General features: G+C 44.1%; 12 protein-coding genes. 5 read left to right on the top strand and 7 right to left on the bottom strand.

Translation table 11 applies throughout. The features are described 5' to 3' along the window. The first annotated feature begins 19 nt into the window (after positions 1 to 19). Both pafA and NIAKO_RS22240 read left to right on the top strand, forming a co-directional pair. Positions 20 to 1,684 (top strand): alkaline phosphatase PafA, encoded by a 1,665-nt coding sequence (pafA, locus tag NIAKO_RS22245; protein WP_041347152.1) that lies wholly within the window; start codon positions 20 to 22, stop codon positions 1,682 to 1,684. A 241-nt stretch (positions 1,685 to 1,925) separates the two neighbouring features. Next, positions 1,926 to 4,784 carry a M16 family metallopeptidase gene (locus NIAKO_RS22240; protein WP_014220703.1) on the top strand — a complete coding sequence of 953 codons (2,859 nt, stop codon included), beginning with the start codon at positions 1,926 to 1,928 and terminating at the stop codon, positions 4,782 to 4,784. 704 nt (positions 4,785 to 5,488) lie between these two features. Here the strand turns inward: NIAKO_RS22240 and NIAKO_RS22235 are convergent. Further along, positions 5,489 to 6,961, bottom strand: a complete 1,473-nt coding sequence (locus tag NIAKO_RS22235; RefSeq protein WP_133055367.1) for a hypothetical protein — start codon at positions 6,959 to 6,961, stop codon at positions 5,489 to 5,491. 215 nt (positions 6,962 to 7,176) lie between these two features. Between NIAKO_RS22235 and NIAKO_RS22230 the strand changes: the two genes are divergently transcribed. Beyond that, positions 7,177 to 7,713 (top strand): hypothetical protein, encoded by a 537-nt coding sequence (locus NIAKO_RS22230; RefSeq protein ID WP_014220701.1) that lies wholly within the window; start codon positions 7,177 to 7,179, stop codon positions 7,711 to 7,713. A gap of 305 nt (positions 7,714 to 8,018) precedes the next feature. Beyond that, entirely contained in the window at positions 8,019 to 9,203 is a 1,185-nt protein-coding gene (locus NIAKO_RS37050; RefSeq protein ID WP_014220700.1) for a trypsin-like serine peptidase, read from the top strand. Between the two features lie 69 nt (positions 9,204 to 9,272). On the opposite strand, the gene NIAKO_RS22220 is transcribed toward NIAKO_RS37050, so the two are convergent. The 6 genes from NIAKO_RS22220 to NIAKO_RS22190 form a co-directional block, all read right to left on the bottom strand. Continuing rightward, entirely contained in the window at positions 9,273 to 10,331 is a 1,059-nt protein-coding gene (locus tag NIAKO_RS22220; RefSeq protein WP_014220699.1) for a class I fructose-bisphosphate aldolase, read from the bottom strand. 264 nt (positions 10,332 to 10,595) lie between these two features. Continuing rightward, positions 10,596 to 11,663 (bottom strand): class II fructose-bisphosphate aldolase, encoded by a 1,068-nt coding sequence (fbaA, locus tag NIAKO_RS22215; protein ID WP_014220697.1) that lies wholly within the window; start codon positions 11,661 to 11,663, stop codon positions 10,596 to 10,598. A 144-nt stretch (positions 11,664 to 11,807) separates the two neighbouring features. Beyond that, positions 11,808 to 12,689: an MBL fold metallo-hydrolase gene (locus NIAKO_RS22210; RefSeq protein WP_014220696.1), complete on the bottom strand. Its 882-nt coding sequence runs from the start codon at positions 12,687 to 12,689 to the stop codon at positions 11,808 to 11,810. A gap of 90 nt (positions 12,690 to 12,779) precedes the next feature. Beyond that, the gene (locus NIAKO_RS22205) at positions 12,780 to 13,880 is read right to left on the bottom strand and encodes a hypothetical protein (protein WP_014220695.1); all 1,101 of its coding nucleotides are present in this window, start codon (positions 13,878 to 13,880) and stop codon (positions 12,780 to 12,782) included. 14 nt (positions 13,881 to 13,894) lie between these two features. After that, a complete protein-coding gene (locus tag NIAKO_RS22200) occupies positions 13,895 to 14,671 on the bottom strand; it encodes an ABC transporter substrate-binding protein (protein WP_014220694.1) in 777 nt (258 codons plus the stop codon). Between the two features lie 1,245 nt (positions 14,672 to 15,916). After that, the gene (locus NIAKO_RS22190) at positions 15,917 to 17,284 is read right to left on the bottom strand and encodes a pyridoxal-phosphate dependent enzyme (protein WP_014220693.1); all 1,368 of its coding nucleotides are present in this window, start codon (positions 17,282 to 17,284) and stop codon (positions 15,917 to 15,919) included. Between the two features lie 176 nt (positions 17,285 to 17,460). Here NIAKO_RS22190 and NIAKO_RS22185 point away from each other — a divergent pair, with 176 nt between their 5' ends. After that, on the top strand, positions 17,461 to 18,111 hold the full coding sequence (locus NIAKO_RS22185) for an alpha/beta fold hydrolase (RefSeq protein WP_014220692.1): 651 nt from the start codon (positions 17,461 to 17,463) through the stop codon (positions 18,109 to 18,111). The last annotated feature ends 410 nt before the right edge of the window (positions 18,112 to 18,521 follow it).

Genomic DNA, 18,521 nt, shown 5'->3' with positions numbered 1-18,521 from the left:
TTTGCCAAAACTTTTTTTAATGCGCCTTCTTTTAGCAACAAGTTGTTTTATGCTGTTTTGGTTTGTAACACCCGCTCAAACCAAAACAGGCACAGCTGCAACCACAGCCGCTTCAACTACTGTTAACCGACCTAAATTAGTTGTAGGAATTGTTATAGACCAAATGCGTTGGGATTACCTGTACCGGTTTTATGATCGTTATGCTGCCGATGGTGGTTTTAAACGTTTCCTGAACCAGGGCTTTTCCTGCGAGAACACGATGGTACCTTACGTGCCAACGATCACTGCCTGCGGCCATACCTGTATTTACACCGGCAGCGTGCCCGCTATTCATGGCATTGTTGGTAATGGCTGGTACGATCCGCAGCGGAACAAGAATGTGTATTGTACAGAAGACTCAACCGTATCAACTGTTGGTGCGGAAGCTGGCGCTCCCGGTGCCATGAGCCCTTTTAACATGAAGGTTACCACTATTGGCGACGAGTTGAGAATGGCCACCAATTTTAAAGGTAAAGTGATTGGCGTTGCCGTTAAGGACAGAGGCGGTATTTTACCAGCCGGTCATTCAGCGAACGCTGCATACTGGTACGACAGCCGCAACGGAAACTGGATCACCTCAACCTATTACATGAAGGAACTTCCTAAATGGATGCAGGACTTCAATGCACAAAAGCTGGCTGATAAATACTATAGCATGGGCTGGAATACTTTGTATCCCATTAACTCGTATATACAAAGTACTGCTGATGAAAAAAGCTACGAAGGCACTCCCTTTGGTGTAGAACAAAAAGCTTTCCCGTACGATCTTAAGAAATTTGCCGGTACCAACTACGGCGCCATCTGCAGCACACCTTATGGTAATTCCATGACGGTTGAAATAGCCAAAGCCGCGGTTATTGGCGAACAACTGGGCGCTGACAATATCACCGATATGCTGGCTGTAAGCTTTTCTTCACCAGATTATATCGGTCACGCATTTGGTCCTAATTCGGTAGAGCAGGAAGATGATTACCTGCGTCTCGATAAAGACCTCGGCAGCTTCTTTAATTTCCTCGACGCCAAAGTTGGCAAAGGACAATATGTGGTGTTTTTATCTGCCGACCATGCGGTAGCCCACGTTCCCGGCTTCAGCAAAGAAAATAAACTGCCCGGTGGTATAGCGCCTGCAGCCCGCTGGTCTACCGACCTGGGTAAGATCCTGAATGAGAAGTTCGGTTCTTCAAAACTGATCATTGGGAACTTCAATCACCAGATCTACCTCAACCACCAGCTGATGGACAGCATGAAACTGGATGCAAATGCGGTAAAGAAAGCGATCATGCAATACCTCATTCTTCAACCCGAAGTTGGCCAGGTAATTGACCTGAATAAACTGATGGAAGTGCCTTTAAACGCAAAACAGCGTGATATGATAGCCAATGGGTATAACCAGCATTTAAGTGGCGATATCCAGGTAATGCTGCAATCGGGCTATATGGAAGGAAGCGGTACAGGTACCACTCACAGTGCCTGGAACCCATATGATTCTCACATTCCCTTACTGTTTTACGGCTGGAACGTTCCAAAAGGCAAAACCAACCGCGAAGTTTATATGACCGATATAGCGGCTACCGTGGCGGCTATGCTGCACATCCAGATGCCCAGCGGTTGTATAGGACATGTGATAGAAGAAGTGGCTAAGTAGACATTATTGAAAGATGTTATAACAAAGAAGCCTGGTAGTAATGCCAGGCTTTTTTAGTCCTTAGTCCTTAGTTCTCTGTTCTCAGTTCTGAGTTCTTTGTTGCCGCGACGGGGCTGTTTGCCGTTTGCCGCCTGCCGTCTGCCTTGCCCGCCGAAGCTTTAGCGTAGGAGGGCCTTTTTTTATCAACGGCCATTAGTTATTTGATCGTCCCTAATAATTTTGTAGCACAAAAAAAACTATCATGATGTACTCCCTGCGTATTGCATGCCGGTGGCTGTTGCTGCTGGTTGGTATGTTGGTTATTCAGCATACTACCGCACAATTGAACGGGCAAAGCAAGTTACCGGTTGATGCAAAAGTTAAGATCGGAAAGCTGCCGAATGGATTAACCTATTACATCCGGCAGAATAAAAAGCCTGAGCAGAAGGTTGAATTGCGCTTGGTTTTGAATGCCGGTTCTATCCAGGAAGAAGAAGACCAGCAGGGGCTGGCCCACATGGCCGAGCACATGGCCTTTAACGGCACTACCCATTTCAAAAAGAACGACATCGTTTCCTTTTTGCAGAATATCGGCGTAGGCTTTGGGAACGACCTGAATGCCTATACCGGTTTTGATGAAACGGTATACATTCTGCCCATTCCTACCGATAAACCCGGTAACCTCGAAAAAGGCTTCCAGGTGCTGGAAGACTGGGCGCATAATGTAACCTACCTTACCGATGACATCAATGGTGAGCGGGCTATTATCCTGGAAGAAAGCCGGATGGGTAAGGGAGCCAATGACCGCATTTTCAGAAAAGTGTATCCGCATTTGTTTGAAGGTTCAAAGTATGCCAAGCGCTTACCAATAGGTATCGATAGCATTATCCAGAACTTCCCGGTTGATAACATTCGCCGTTTTTATAAAGACTGGTACCGGCCCGATCTGATGGCTGTGATCGTAGTGGGCGACATTGATCCCCTGAAGGCAGAGGAAATGGTAAAAAAACATTTTGCTTCATTAACCAACCCGCCCACCGAACGTAAAAGGGAATATGCCGATGTGCCCTCTTACAATTCTTCAAAGGCCATGGTGGTAACCGATAAGGAAGCTACCGGTTACCGGGTTTCCATTAATTATCCCGCTATTAAAAAACCGGTTTCGGTAACTCTCAGCGATTATCGCAAGGAGCTGATTCAACAGATGTTTATTTCCATGCTGAATGAACGCCTGCAGGAAATAACGCAGAAAGAAAACCCGCCGTTCATTTATGGCAGCGCTGATTTTGATTCGTATGCCCGCGGGTATGAAAGCTTTAACGCCATGGCGGCGGCAGGCACCGGCGATATAAGAAAGGCCACCAATGCTTTGGCGGAGGAAATTGAGCGGGTAAAACGGTTTGGGTTTACGCAGCCTGAATTACAACGTGCCAAGAAAACAGTAATGGCGCAATATGAACGAACGTATAACAACCGTACTAAAACTGAATCGGCCGACCTGGTAGAGGAATACATGAATAACTTTTTAGACCAGGAACCCATACCCGGTATTGAAAAGGAATTTGAGTATGTAAAGGTTATGTTACCTGCTATTACCCTCAACGAAGTGAATGAGGTGTCGAAGGAGATAAAAGACCAGCAAAACCTGTTTGTGTACATGAGCGGTCCCGAAACAAACGACAACACCGCGCCAACTGATAAAGAGCTGCTGGCCATCATCGATGCAAAGGCAAAAGCCGATATAATGCCTTATGAAGAAAAAGCGGTGGCCGCTACGTTATTGAGTAAAGCACCCACTCCCGGTAAAGTGTTGTCGGTTACAAAAAATGCACTGCTGGGCACCACTGAATATAAATTAAGCAATGGTGTTACCGTAACCCTGAAATCAACCGATTTCAAGGGCGACCAGATCATTATGGGCGCTACCCGCCCCGGTGGTAAAAACGAATATGGCGTGGCCGATAAATATAATGCAGAGTATATGGTACCAGTTACCACCGCCATGGGCCTGGGCCAGTTTTCGCCTACCGATTTAAGTAAGGTACTGGCTGGTAAAACCGTTAGCCTGGAACCTGTGTTTTCACCCATCTCAGAAGGTTTCCGTGGCAGCAGCAGCGTAAAAGACCTGGAAGCTATGCTTCAACTCGTTTACCTGCAATGTACGGCCCCACGCGCTGATACCGCTTTATTCAGGGCATTTATTCAAAAGAATAAACTGCAGTATGCCAACATCAGTGCCAACCCGCGGGCGGCTTTTGCCGATACGCTGTATAAATTATTGTTCAATAACAACCCTTTGGCGCCCGTTGTCGTACCTAACAGTGAGTACTTCGATCAAATCAGCTACGACCGGGTGCTGGCCATTCGCAAAGAACATTTTGGCGATGTCAGTGGCATGCAGTTCGTATTTAGCGGCAGCTTTAAAGAAGGGGAGATAAAGCCGTTGATTGAAAAATACATTGCCAGTTTACCGGCTACCGGTAAAAAATTCAGCTTTGTAGATAATAAAGTGCGCCCGGTAGAAGGTAAAAAAACACTAACGGTTAGTAAAGGCAAGGAACAGCAAAGCCTGATTCTTGGGTTTTTTACCGGCGAAACGCCTTATAGTGAAGCTGTTGAAATGAAAGCCCATGCATTGAGTGAAGTGCTGAACATTCGCATCATTGAGGAGTTGCGTGAAAAGATCCAGGGTATTTATGGTGGCGGCACCTATGCCGAGCTGGAAAAGTATCCCTACAGCAATTATAGTTTTGTAGTACAATTACCCTGTGGGCCACAAAAGGTTGATACCCTGATAAAAGCCATTCAAATTGAATTCAATGAGATGGTTGCAAAAGGGCCTGATACCACTTACCTGAATAAGGTGAAAAAGCAATGGCTTGAACAACATAAGCTGGACATAAAAGATAACGGGGCATGGGTTGAAAAGCTGTTGCAGGTTAAATCGCAAGGCAATGACCCCGACAGGTTTGTTCATTATGAGAAGTATGTGAACATGCTAACGCCTAAAGACATACAGGAGGCCGCCAAACTGGTGCTGGCCGGTAACGAGTTCCTGGCCATACAGTTACCCGAGAATGCCAAAGGCACCCCAGCAGAGGAACCGAAAAAAGGATTTTAACAGCTAAGTCACTAAGTCACAATACGAAAGTGAAGTGGCCAGTGGGTTTCCAATTTTTCAAACATCTTCAAGGTAGCGAGCACACTCACTACTCACAAAAAATCCCGCCATAGGCGGGATTTTTTTATATGATGGTATGTGTATTTTGTTGAATTGCAATACAAATGAGCGCAGCCGTGATGAAGGATGAAAACTAAAAATACAAATCGGCGCAAACGCTGTTCAAGCGTGCCCTTCAAGGAAAATTTGCTCATTCGTTTTATTAATAAAAATCCCAAAAAATATTTTTTTATTTTCTCCTAAACACTAACTTGCAGGAACAAACGGATATAGCAAACTCCTCCCTATTAGATCTTGTACTGCTTTACGAATAGCGTTTAACGCTGGATTTGATCATTGGTGCTAGAAATGAAAATTATTTGCATGGCACAGTTTCACAGGAATAAAAAATACATAGGATAACATGATGCAATCATGTGAGCTGGATAACTCACATGGATGTATTTAACATAAAATTATAGGTAAAGATATCCCGGAGGTGAGAGGTGTCTTAGTACCGGCTTTAATTAGTAGCAGGTAAAGCTTTGTTCATAGTAAGCATCGTTAAGTTGCTCTGAAAAATTACCTGTTTAACGATTTCGCTGGTTTAGGGGTTGCTAGATCACGACAGTCGGCCGCATGGCTGGCTGTCTTTTTTTTGACGATCAGTGATTGAGCTTTAAAATTTTGAATTCACTGCCCGCATAGGTTTTAAGAATAGTATAAGAAATATGGGCACTATCCAGGTAATTGGTAGTGGTTTTGGTATGTACAATAATGTAATCGCTTTCATTCAGGATCTGGATGTCTTTACTCTTTAATGGCCTGTTGGAAAATTCTTTGAAGGTTATCGCTGACGGGGTTAGTGAGTCTACCAGTGAATAATAGTCGTTATAAACACCAAAGATCCAGAAAGAAATAGCAGGATGTTTAGGGTGTTGCGCGTAAAGATCGTACAGCGGCTGGCGGGTGGGATCTTCTATATAATATTCCAGGCAACGGCTGCTGCCATGGTTGGTGGCAAAATGAAAAATTACCAGCATCCCGGTTACCATTCCTGCACCATAACAGATAAAACGATATTTCATTGCAGGCAGCTTCCAATCACCGATAAATAAAAAGATGGTGAACAATCCCGGCACATACCATTGCAACGCAGTTCTGCCCGTAATAAAGGGCGTATTAAAGACCAGGTGAAAAATAATGCCCAGTAAAAAAATACCGCCGGTAATGAAAGCGGCGATAATTCCAACGCCTGCTTTTTTTTGTTGGACGGTTTTTATAATAAAATAGATACTGGCTGCTATTATCAATACAAGGGTGCACCAGCCCAGCCATATAGACAGGGAGATGTAACCGGCGTTATAAAGACTATATTCCCAGAACGAGCTAAATACAGAGGATATAAAATTTTCCCTGCCGCCAAATTCCAGGTCCTTGCCATAATACTTTATAAACAATAGGTCAACGGTGGCAAGGAACAGCATCAAAACAAAAAGCCAGGTTATTCTTCTTTTTTGTTTGTTGGTATACCAGCTAAAAAAATAATCGGTAAAACTGTTATAGATCAGGTACCCGCCCGTAATAGCCATGACGGTGTACTGGTACGATAAATTGGCGCCAAGCGTCAATGCACTCAGGATAACTACCCGTAGCCACAACCGGTAATTAAATTCCGTTTGAACCGCTTTTATAACGAACAGGATGGTCCAGGCCTGAAAGGTAATCGCCATGCCATAGCCCCTTGCCAGGGAAAAGAAATCGAGCACGTAGGGATTGAATATGGCTAAACAATAGAAGGCAAGCTGTGCCCCGCTATTTTTTATATGTGTTGCCAGCCGGTATATACCATGTGCAAAAAACGGAAAAGCGATTATGGAATGCAGGCGCAAACAAACAACCGAATCATTAAAGGTCATCGTTAACCGCATGAAAAAACTGTTCAGCCAGTGCGTATTGGCAACGCCGGGCAATGCGCGGTATATTCCCATTTTTAATAACCGGAAAGAAGAAGCTTCATCGTAAACGATATCCATCTTACAGGCATGCCGCCATACAAATACCCAAACAAAAGTAGCCGCTACCAAATGAAAAAGGAAAAAGGAGGAGTGCATCAACCCCCGTATATTTGATCTCATAAGCCCCATAAAGGTATAAACGAATTTTGAAAAGTGTTCATTTCTTAAAAGATTGCAAAGGCTTAATGCAAATAGCAATTTTAAGCTGTTTTTAACGGTTTAACCAATTGGAAACCAGTTTATATCTTAAAATTTGTTAATTGTTGGGTTGTCCACATTTACATATCGATAAGGCATGTATTTTGGATTCATATTAGTAACCAAATCGATGATTTATGAAACGGGTTTTACCAATCTTGCCTCTACTTGCCTTTTTAACTACAGCTACCCTGCAATCAAAAGCGCAGGTTAGTGTAAGCGTGAACATTGGAGCGCAACCCCAGTGGGCGCCTGCCGGTTATGCATCTGCCGATTATTATTACCTGCCTGATATTGAATGCTACTATTATGTTCCCCAACGCCAGTTCGTTTACCTGAACGGGCCCAACTGGGTGTTCTCGTACAATTTACCCGCGCGTTGCCGCGATTATGACCTGTATAGCGGTTATAAAGTGGTTTGCAACAGTCCAAGACCATATACGCACTTTTATAACGATCGGGTAGTATACGCCCGTTACAGAGGTTATTACGGGCATCAACCGGTAATTCGCGATTGCGGTCCACGTGGTGGTTATTACCGGGAAAGTTATTATGGTGGTCCGCGCGGGCATGCATATGGCCATTATGAAGGACGTGGTTATGAAGACCGTGGGTATGAAGAGCATGGCCGTGGACATGGGTATGGACATGGTCACGGGCGCCATGGCTGGTAAAAAAATTAAGTTGAGACGGTAAATACAGGTGAGTTGCTGTTAACAGTAACTCACTTTTTTATTTTCTGCCGGCAATAACGATAAGGCGTTAAAAAACGCGGAAACCTAAGCAGGATCATTGTTTCTGATATTTTATTTATTCTATATTGCGCACCTGAATTTTTTTGCTACCGAAAAAACTGGTTAGTGTTTATACTTTATTGTTCAGATAAAGTATTGCCTTTACTCGCTGTTAGGTTTGTTATTTCTTTTGTGAACTCCGGCCGGGTTTATATCAACATTTTCTAACCAGAAAACAAAATTTTATGGGCACTAAAACCATGTCGCAAAGACCCAATGGCGGTCATTCAGAAACATTTTCAGAAACAGTTTCCGAAGTTGAACAAAGAAGAAAAGTTTTGTCCGAAACCCCTGTGTTTGAAGCGGAACAAGTAGGTCAGGGAACTGGCTTTTCTTCATTAAGACCGGAAGAAATGCACCGCGAAACCTCGAATGTGTTATCACAGGCAGGTATGGCGCTTCGCGAAGACGTACTGGAAGAACCAGGGATGGAAATGGAAGGCGATCAACCATTGGATGCCGTGTTTGCCAGTTATGGCGAACTAATGATAAAGCTACAACAAACACAACCGGTTATGGGCGAAATAGAAGAAGAGCTGGAAGGCCGTATGCCGGTAAATGATTCCACTACTTTTCCTTTCAGGGCTATTTGCCGGTTAATTATTACTGCCAGCGACAATACCCGCTGGTACGGAACAGGTTTTTTTATTGGCCCGCGTACAGTTATTACAACAGGGCATTGTGTTTATTTACATGAACATGGCGGCTGGGCCCGCAGTATTGAAGTTATACCCGGGTTAAGTAATGAGAGCCGCCCATATGGTTCCGCTGTTGCCAGGATCTTCAAATCTGTGGCAGGCTGGACAAAAGCAAAAAACCGGAACCAGGATTATGCGGCCATTGTTCTGCCCAACAATTCTGCACTGGGCAATCAAACAGGTACGTTTGGATTTTCTGCCATGAAAGATGAACTGCTGGAAGCAGCTACGTTGAACCTGGCAGATTACCCCATTATTCAACATACCAGGCAGGCTTTCCTCCGGTTCCAGAAACGGCAATTCCAGCATCAACGGGGTATTTTTGAGGGTCAGTATCAACGGCAGTATGAACAACAGGCTGAGCTGGGCGGCGAAGGACAGGAAGAAGAAACTGAACTGCAGAGTGCGCCAAAATTGAAGGAAGCGTTAATGAATATGACCAACCAGTTGTGGTTTGCCCAGTTGAATGTTCGTTCAGTGACTGCCAGCCAGATTCGCTACGATCAGCAGGTACAGCGTTGTCAAAGCGGCGCACCCATTTGGGTTAAATCGGGCAACAGCCGGTATGTAGTTGGCATTCACACCAGCAGCTTTTTATCGGGCATGGCCGCGCTTCGGATAACACCACAGGTGTATAAGAATTTAAGCGAATGGAAATCCAAAGGAATGTAATGTCGAATATTGAATGATGAACGCCGAATGTAGAAGTGTATTTACTTCGACATTCGGCGTTCGATATTATTAAGCTACGGTAATATCCTTGTCGAGATAAACATCCTGCGTGGCATTCAACAACTCGATGCCTTCTTTCATCGGGCGCTGGAATGCTTTACGGCCCAGGATCAAACCCATACCACCGGCTCTTTTATTGATAACAGCCGTGTATACTGAATCGGCCAGATCACTGGAGCCTTTGCTTTCGCCGCCACTGTTGATTAAACCAACACGTCCTCTGTAGCAATTCAATACCTGGTAACGGCATAGATCGATAGGGTGATCGGTAGTGAGTTTTTCATACACTAACGGTGATGTTTTACCGTGTTTGGTAGCCAGGTAACCGCCGTTATTGGTGGGTAGTTTTTGTTTTATGATATCGGCTTGCAATGTAACACCCAAATGGTTGGCCTGGCCGGTAAAGTCGGCGGCAGTATGATAATCCACCCCATCAACTTTAAACCCGTTGTTACGGGTATAGCACCACAGGATGGTGGCCATGCCCAGCTCGTGCGCCATTTCAAACGCTTCGGCCACTTCCTTTAACTGGCGGGCGCTTTCGGCAGAACCCCAGTAAATAGTAGCGCCCACTGCTACTGCACCCATGTTCCATGCACTTCTGATAGTACCGAACATAGTTTGATCGTACTTATTGGGCAGACTTAAAAATTCGTTGTGATTGATCTTTACTATAAAAGGAATGCGGTGTGCATATTTACGGCTCATAATGCCCAATACGCCATATGTACTGGCTACTGCATTACAACCGCCTTCAATAGCGAGTTTGATAATATTTTCAGGATCGAAATAAATTGGATTGGGAGCGAAGGCTGAGCCACCACTGTGCTCGATGCCCTGATCTACCGGGAAGATGCTGCAAAAACCGGTATCGGCCAAACGGCCATGACTTAACAGGGTTTGCAAACTGCGCAACACCTGGTTGCTTCGGTTGCTGTTGACCCAGATTTCTTCAATGTGATTGGGAGAGGGTAGGGTAATTGTTGATTTGTCAATTGCGGTAGCCTTGTGTTCCAATAGATAGGAGGCTTTGTCACCTAACAGGTCGACGATTTTTTTAGACGGCATACTTGTTTTTGAGTTTATAGTGAATTGTCAATCGTTAATGCAATTCATATTCCACAGGAAAGCGGCTTAAAGCCTAAAGGCTAAAGCTCAAAGCCAAATACATTTTAGTTGTAGGCTTTCCGCTTTTGGCTTTTACCTGTTTTTCCAGCTGCCCAAAGATATGCCGTACAAGTGTGCGACGCAACAAAAGGGCCGACGGTACCGTCGACCCTTGGTTCATAATAATTTAACCCGCTAAAAAGATCGGAAATTAAATTCTAAACTTTATGCGTTTCTGTTGATGCAATTCAAATCATCAAACGCTATTTCTAAACGTTTAATAAAGTTTTCTTCGCCTTTACGCAACCAAACCCGGGGGTCGTAGTATTTTTTGTTTGGTTTATCTGCGCCTTCGGGGTTGCCCAGCTGGTCTTGCAGATAACCTTCGCTCTTTTTGTAGTACTTCAGGATACCTTCCCAGAAAGCCCATTGCAGATCGGTATCGATGTTCATTTTGATAGCGCCGTAACTGATGGCTTCGCGGATCTGGTGTTGGGGAGAACCGCTACCGCCGTGGAATACAAAGTATACGGGCTTTTCGCCGGTTTTGTAGGTTTTCTGAATATAATCCTGGCTGTTCTTTAGGATCTCAGGACGCAATTCAACATTACCCGGACTGTACACCCCGTGCACATTACCAAAAGCAGCAGCTACGGTAAACATACGTCCTACTTTGCCCAATTGCTCATACGCATACGCTACGTGCTGAGGCTGGGTATATAATTTATCATTTTCAACACCGCTGTTATCAACGCCGTCTTCTTCACCACCGGTAACACCCAGCTCAATTTCAATACCCATGCCCAGGGGCGCCATGCGTTTGTAAAATTCAACTGAAGTATGGATGTTCTCTTCGATAGGCTCTTCGCTCAGATCGAGCATGTGAGAACTGAACAGAGGTTGTTTTTTCTCTTTGAAATATTGTTCACCGGCATCGATAAGACCGCTGATCCACGGTAACCATTTTTTAGCAGCATGGTCGGTGTGCAGCACAACCGGTACACCGTAATATTTGGCAACATTATGTATATGCAATGCACCGGAAATACCGCCGGAGATATTGCCCTGCAGCTCTTCGTTGGGCATACCTTTACCGGCAATGAACTGGGCACCGCCATTGGAGAATTGAATAATTACAGGGGAATTTACCTTTGCGGCTGTCTCAAGCGTAGCGTTGATCGTATTAGTGCCAATTGTATTAACTGCTGGTAAGGCAAATTGGTTCTCTTTGGCATCCTTATACAAAGCTTCGAGTTCTTCACCAAAGAGTACTCCTGGTTTGTATTTCTTCATCGTTTACAGTGTTAAAGCGTGTTGTTATTTAATTGAATATCAAAAGCGTTTGAAAATATTTAATGGATTAAGGCTTTTTTTAATGCAACGCGAAGATAGTTAATTAGCAATGAATGTTGGCGTATTTGTTACATGATGTATGTGTTACTTCGCATTCGCGGGTTGGCCATGCAGGATGTTATGACCCACCTCACCGGGCAATACCCTGAACACCGGAATGTTGATTGCATATTTTTCACATAATTCCATAATGCGGCTGTCAATTTGTTCGGCGCTGTACCGGCTGCTAAAATGGCCCAGGATGAGTTGCTCAATGTTTGACCCGCTTACCATTTCCATCACCTCTTCCAGGTAACTGTGTTTGGCGGAGTGGCCGCCCAGCTCCTTTTCCTCATCATCATCGCGCAGGAAGGTGGCTTCGTGAATGAGGATTTGCGAATTTTCCCAACGGCCAAGGTCTTCAACCGGCGTATCGCCGGAGTAGCTGATTAAATTGGTCTGAACTTCGGTGTGCGTTCTTGCTTTACCCTTTTGTTCAATAATTCGTTTTATATCCGCTGCAGGCAACTTTACGAGCTCAGGGTTTAATTTCATTTTGGTTTGAATGACCTTAAAGCTCAGACTTCTGATGCCGCCTTTTTGTGCCGCATGGGTGTTGGGTATACTCCTCACGAACATATCTTTCCTTATGGGTACATCGTTTTCTGGCGAAATGGGCGTCCATACGGTGCCAGTTACATGCGGATCGAATTTTACTGAAAAATCACTCAGCGCGGGGAAAGAGCCGCTGTCTTTGGGATAATAAATAACAGGAAAACCCGGCCGTGAATTCAGTTGATTGAACTGCAGCAAACCGGTAACATGATCGCGGTCGGCATGGGAAATAAACACGTGTTCTATTTTCCTGCTCTTCTGCAACAGGTTGGCCATAAGCCCATCGCCCGCATCGAACAACAGCCGGAGCTCATCAATAAAATACCAGGTAGAAAATAAGGCGGTTGAATAACCGGTTATATTATAAAACATGTTTCAGGTTTCAAGTTCCAGGTTTCAAGTTCGGAGTTCAGGGTTGCCGCGCAGAAGTGTGTTGCTTTCAGCTTTCGGCTTACAGCTGTATTAGTCTTCGATCTTACCCAGGTTCTTCTGGATCAGTTTTAAATTCTTCTGCAGGGTTTGTTTTAACTGGCGTTTTACCAGTTGCCCCATGGATGAACATTTATAGAATTGCGGATTGTTAAAATAATCGCCCAGCTCGGTACGCAGCTGGTGCAGTTTTTCGGAAACCGAGATATGGTCCTTTGACATAATGTTCAGGAGTTCCATTAGCCGGAATCGCGAAGAAGCTACGCGAAAGGCCATCATGGTGCGCTCTTCAGTTTGATACTGATGAATACTTTCTTTATTAAGGAACTTGGCGCACAGATCAACCAGCGTGTAATTTTCTTTAAAGAATTGGGGCATGTATAAATTCTTACGGCCCTCGTACGATTGCTGGTCGAAGTCGATAGCTCTGATGCGGTATTGATAGTCTTCGATATCGGGGGTAATATCAACCACAAAATTGTACGAACGCATATCGCCCAACAGGCGTACAAAACACCGCTCATTGAATTTTACAAACTCCTTCGCCAGCCTGATCTTGTTGGTATGCGGGTCGTTGAGATGCTGGGCAATAAACACATCGCCGGGAATACCGGGAATATGTTCCTCCACCAACGTGTTTTGATTGGTGAGGTAGGTGATGCGGTTGGGGGACAGCGTATGTTCCAGCTCCAGCCCGTAAATACGCGAGGCATCGGCTATTTTAATATAGTAGTGATCGTAGTTATCGTTGTACTTGTTTACAATGCGGATGCGAAAGGGGTTGGAATTACCAAAACTGCAATAGTCAATCCGCGCTACATCGAGGTGACTGGTAAACGTAAGATCGCCTTCTGTTTTCAGGATGGCATACATCTGCACCAGGCCGTTGCGAATATACTCCCAGTCGCGCATATCGTACACCACCGTTTCCCAATAGGTATCGTTGCCTTTTTTATCTTTTAACGGAAGGGAATACGTAATGCGAAGCAGATCGTTGTATGATACAGGCAGCTTTACTTCACGGCCATGATTTTTCAAATATCCACGCAAGCGGTCATGCACCGGGAACATTGGTTTTTTGCGGGATGGCTTATTCGGCTCGTTTGTATCAATATTGTCAATCATCGAATTCATATCTACCAAAGTTACTATAACTGCCGTAATAAGTTGGTAAAGTAGGCGGGCGCGTGTAACAAGCGGCTGCCGTACCAGCTGAACATTTCCCCATCAACTAAAATAATGCGGGTATTGGGTAATTCAGCCTGCAGTTCGTCGATGTGTTTTTGCTGAAAAGGGTAGGGCTCTGAAGAAAGTAATAACAGATCGCATTGGGCCAGTTGCCAGGTTTCGATGGCGGGGTAGCGGGTGGTGTTTTCAAAAATGTTTTTAAACCCGCACCGGGCAAGCATATCGTGAATAAAGGTGTCTTTACCAATGGTCATGTAGGGGTTGCGCCAGATGAGGTACCCTGCTTTTAATGGTTGGTTTTTATGTTGCAGGTCGGAAAAGGCAGCATTGATCTGACTGATTAACCGGTTGGCCTGTGGCTGGGTGCTGGTGATGGCGCCTATTTGCTCTATCATTTCCATGGCATCGGCCAGGTTGTTCACATCAGTTACCCATACAGGATAGTGTTCGGCCAGTTCTTCAATCTGTTCCTTTACGTTCTCTTCTTTATTGGCTATAATTAAATCGGGTTGTAATTCATGAATCACATCGGTCTTGACGGCCTTGGTGCCACCTACGCGGGTTTTTTCCCGGAACCAGTTATTGGGATGTATGCAGAATTTGGTGATGCCGGCCACCTGGTCATCGAGCTGTAAAGTATATAGTAATTCAGTAATGGAAGGAACCAGCGATACAATCCTTCGGGGTGAAGCAGGTAACTCCACCGGCCGGCCCATCTGATCAATATATACACTCATCTGAACTTGGGATTTATGAGATTAATGGGATGAACTGGGATGTTTGGAAAGGAGCAAAGGTACAGAAAGCGACAATCGCGCATGGGAGGATTTTGACCGGAAATATTAGAATGATAAACTATTGGGGAAGAAGGCTGAAGAAAGGGAAGAAGCGTTATGCCTTAAGTGTTCGGTGTTTAGCGTAGAAGGACCGCTGCTCCTCCTGCTAAAAGCGTTTACGGTTTTAGCAGGAGGGGTTATTGGAGTTAAGCAGACGGTTTTTAACACACAGGAATTGGAACTACCTCGGTCTTTTGGACGTTGGATTTTAAATTACTTGGTTATTCATCAGGATATCTGGTGGTTTTCACAGGGATATTCGTTTTGTCACGGACATTGGATCTGGATAATGGCTTTTTATGAATGATATCGGATTATTAAAAAGTGAAGTTGACTGATACCGGATTTTTCTTGATCTTTTATTGGATATTGGATACGGATGATTTCTCCTGGATATTGGAATAGATTGATTTGTAATCAATCAACTTCTGTTACAAAGGTAATGCAGATACAAATGTTAACAAGAGCAAAAAGACTCGATTAAAATTGTTCGGTATTTACTGCAAAAATCGTAGCTATCCAGCACTGTTATGCGTAGTATTTCTTTAGGTGTATGGTAGTGTTACGAAAGAGTATATCGTACAGTTTACTTATCATTGATCCAGATCAAATATTTTATAAAACCATATGCCTGAAATGCGCTTCCAGTAAGTGTTTCACGGCATTGAACGTGCTTAATCTGACTTTTCCACACATTAAACGAGCAACGGTAGCCATTGATCGAATAGAGTTCAACCATCGCAAAAATAACAACATCTTTGTATTGTCAACACGATGTTGACATACCCTTTAAAAGTTCTGTACCGGATTTACACGAACGACCTTACTCCTGAGACCATAGAAAAGGCCCCTGAACCCTAAACCCTTTACTTTATTTATTATAGTTTTTTTGGTTTTTGATCCGTACCCCGTATCCAATATCGTGAAAACCAGAAATCTCTATCAGCAAACCAGTCCTTAGTAAAACCGTCCAAAGTACCTGAACAAGATTTCACAAGAGCGCTCTGCTAAATGCGGGGCGCTTTGTTTTTTTAATTAGCTAATGTGATAATTCGATAATGTGATAATGCAAAAACTCAAAATGCAGAGCATTTTGAGTTTTTGTGTTGTATGTGGATTTCTCAATTATCAAATTATCACATTGCATTAACTTCCTAACGCCAATATCACATCGTATTTAGTAACTATATGATAATTTCCTAATTCATCTTTACTCAGCACCGCTCCATTGTCTTTATTAATAAGCGTGCGCAGCTTTTCAATCGGCGTATTAAGATCAACAATGGGGTAGGCGGGTTCCATTACGGTTTCAATAGTGGCGTTCTTAATATCGGGGTTGGAAAATATTTTCTGGAACAACCCGCTTTCACTGATGGCGCCAACGGGGCCGCTGCCATTTATCACCGGAATGTGTTCGATATCATATTTACGCATCAGTTCAACTGCCTGGGCCACGGTACGATTGGGTTCAATAGTAACGAGTTTTTGTTTGCCCGTGCGACCATTAATAATATCCTTGAAGGTTTTAACGTCCATAAAGCCGCGTTCCATCATCCATTGGTCGTTATAAATTTTGGCAACATAGCGGCTGCCATGGTCGTGGAAGATACAAACCACCAGGTCATCTTTTTTCAATGGTTCATTGGCGGCTATTTGCATCAATCCCTGCAAACAACTGCCGGCGCTGTAACCACAAAACAGACCCTCGTCTTTAGCCAGGCGGCGGGCCATAATAGCGCCGTCGCGGTCGGTAACCTGTTCAAAATGGTCAATAACGCTCATGTCGTAATTCTCGGGCACAAAATCTTCTCCAAAACCTTCTGAAATGTAGGGGTGCACTTCTTTCATATCCACTTTGCCTGTGCGAAAATATTTGGTGAGCAGGGAGCCGTATACATCGATGGCCCAGATCTTTATATTGGGATTTTTTTCTTTCAGGTACATGGCCGTGCCTGTTACGGTACCACCGGTGCCGGCCGTACATACCAGGTGGGTTATTTTACCATCTGTCTGTTTCCAGATTTCAGGGCCCGTGGTCTCATAATGGGCCAGGCGACTGGCCAGGTTATCGTATTGATTACAATGAAAGGAATTGGGAATTTCTTTAGCCAGGCGGCGGGCTACAGAATAGTAACTGCGTGGATCATCTGGTTCTACGTTGGTAGGACAAACAATTACTTCAGCGCCTACTGCTTTTAAGATGTCTACTTTTTCTTTTGATTGCTTATCGGTAGTGGTGAAAATACATTTGTATCCTTTTACACAGGCCGCCAGTGCCAGACCCATGCCGGTATTACCGCTGGTACATTCAATAATGGTTCCACCGGGTTTTAATTTTCCTTCCTTTTCGGCCACCTCAATCATTTTAACCGCCATGCGGTCTTTGATAGAGTTGCCGGGATTAAAATAATCTACTTTGGCAACAACAGTGGCCGGAAATTGTCTGGTGATCTTGTTGAGCTTGATAAGTGGCGTATTCCCAATCGTTTCGAGAATATTACTTTTAATATCCATTACATGTAGTTTATGCGCTCAAAGGTATGATTTTAGTTGACGAGTTAACTTCTTGACGAATTAACAAGTTTAAGCGTAAACGGCTGCCTGTTGGGTATTTATTAACTTGTTAACTTTTCGACCTGTCAACTTTTAAACTGCTAGTAATGGCTAAATTCGCATAGGAGATTCCTGCAATGAAAGTGTACTTTATCAGTGGGCTGGCGGCCGATAAACGGGTGTTTAAATATATTCAATTGCCAACAGGATGTGAGGCTGTTTTTTTAGATTGGATCTCACCCGAAAAAGACGATACGCTGCCATCCTATGCGTTACGACTGGCTTCAAAGATCGATACAAGCGAATCCTTCGCGCTGGTAGGGCTGTCTTTTGGCGGCATGCTGGCTACCGAAATTGCAAAAGTGTACAAACCTGCTGTTACCATACTTATTTCAAGTGTACCTGTATCGAAAGAATTACCAGGTTATTTTCGCATGGCAGGTAAAATGGGATTGCACAAATTAGTGCCGGTGTCGTTATTAAAATCATCAGCCGCTACCAAACGGTTCTTCACCCGGGAAAAGAATGCCGATAAAAAATTATTGTGGGAGATCATTAATGAAAGTGATGCCGGTTTAATTCGCTGGAGTGTTGATGCCATTATGAACTGGCAAAACGAAGTTGTTCCACAACGGGTATGGCATATTCATGGCACAAAAGATGAAATATTACCCGTTCGGTTTACCCATCCTACACAAACTATCCCCAAACATGGACATATGCTGGTAATGACTGCGGCTGGTATGGTGAATGATTTTTTGGCCAAAGCCCTGCAAACTTCTCTTTGATTCCTTAATGGAACCTTATTGGTACCTCATTGCTACCCCGGCGGCGGAAAGTGGTGCAAAGCCCCATTGTTGGTGCAAAGGGCGGTAAATTAACTGACCATTGGATGTGGTGTTCAGGTACAGAGGAGGCATAGAGGTGCCATTGAGGAAGCATAGAGGAGCTATATCGCTATAAGGTCACTATAATGTCGCTGTAAAGTCGCCATAAAGTGAGCAGTTTGGAAGCACCATTGAAAAGTGGGAGTGCCAGGGAGGTGCTTAAAATTAGGTTTTTTTTACTTATGAACAATGTTTTTATAAATCATAAATTTGGGCGTTCTAATAAAAATCTGGTACGTTTTTTAAGAAAAAATGTTGTTAGTAAAAACAAGTTTTTTCTTTGTTATCATGCCTTACATTTGCGACCCCTT

It is taken from the genome of Niastella koreensis GR20-10 (genome assembly GCF_000246855.1).
Taxonomy (GTDB): Bacteria; Bacteroidota; Bacteroidia; order Chitinophagales; family Chitinophagaceae; genus Niastella; species Niastella koreensis.
This window is presented reverse-complemented; position numbering and strand designations above follow the sequence as displayed.